The organism is Longispora albida DSM 44784 (assembly GCF_000379825.1).
Taxonomy (GTDB): domain Bacteria; phylum Actinomycetota; class Actinomycetes; order Mycobacteriales; family Micromonosporaceae; genus Longispora; species Longispora albida.
This window is the reverse complement of sequence record NZ_KB903838.1, coordinates 1-1,030: the sequence shown is the minus strand read 5'-3', so window position 1 is coordinate 1,030 and position 1,030 is coordinate 1. Positions and strand designations below refer to the sequence as shown.

Here is a 1,030-nt window from a genome sequence, read left to right as displayed (position 1 = left end):
CCACGGTCGCCACCACGGTCCCGGTCGCCAAAGTCACGGCGCGGACGGTCATCGCCACCGGGACGGTATCCACCACGGTCGCCACCCGGACGGCCGCCAAAGCCACCCCGGTCGCCACCACGGTCCTGCCAGCCCGGACGGTCCCCACTCGGACGACCACCGAAACCACCACGGTCGCCCCGGTCGCCAAAGTCACGACGCGGACGGTCATCGCCGCCACGGAAACCACCGCGGTCACCGCTGGGACGGTCGCCACCCGGACGGCCACCGCTGAAGCCACCACGGTCGCCCCGGTCGCCGAAGTCACGACGCGGACGGTCATCACCGCCGCTGCGGTATCCACCGCCACTGGCGCCACTGCCGCCGCTGCGCTCACCGCGCTGCTCACCCGGACGGCCACGGTCCTGCCAACCCGGACGGTCACCGGAACGGCCGCCGTAGCCACCACGCGAGGCGTGGCCACCGGAACCGCCGTGCTCGTACCGCCCGCCGCCGCCATCACGCCGCTCGGGGCGGCCACCACCGGCGCGGTCTGGGCGCCCTGAACTGTCCCGCCGGTCGCTGCCGCCGCGGTCATCGCGCTGGTTCGGAGACTGGGAACTCACGAGTACTATCCTTCCCGACGCGGGCCGGGCCGGCCTGCGAATTCAATTGATCAACACTAGCGAGTCGGGTACGAGGCTCCACACTAGCCCCGGGTACCCCTGCAAGTACCCGCAAACGCCAGCAGGGGCCGCCCGAAGGCAGCCCCTGCTGGGAATGTATGTCCGGCGGTGTCCTACTCTCCCACCCCGTCCCCGGGGCAGTACCATCGGCGCTGAAGGGCTTAGCTTCCGGGTTCGGAATGTTACCGGGCGTTTCCCCTTCGCTATGACCGCCGTAACCCTGCGGAACCAACCCCAAACCTGGTCCGGGTTCTCACCTGCTGGTGAACCCCGATGGTTTGGTGGTTGTTTTTCCAGAACCGGATAGTGGACGCGAAACATTCTTGATTGCGGTGCTGGGTAAGCCACTCGGCCTATTAGTACCA

The 1,030-nt window shown here is 68.7% G+C and carries 1 rRNA gene and 1 pseudogene; one reads left to right on the top strand and one right to left on the bottom strand.

The window, feature by feature from the left end:
* Nucleotides 1-545 (top strand): annotated as a pseudogene (locus tag A3G1_RS41240) (hypothetical protein); the annotation flags it as partial.
* A 220-nt stretch (nucleotides 546-765) separates the two neighbouring features.
* Here the strand turns inward: A3G1_RS41240 and rrf are convergent.
* Nucleotides 766-882, bottom strand: a 5S ribosomal RNA gene (rrf, locus tag A3G1_RS0129965).
* Nucleotides 883-1,030 lie beyond the last annotated feature (148 nt).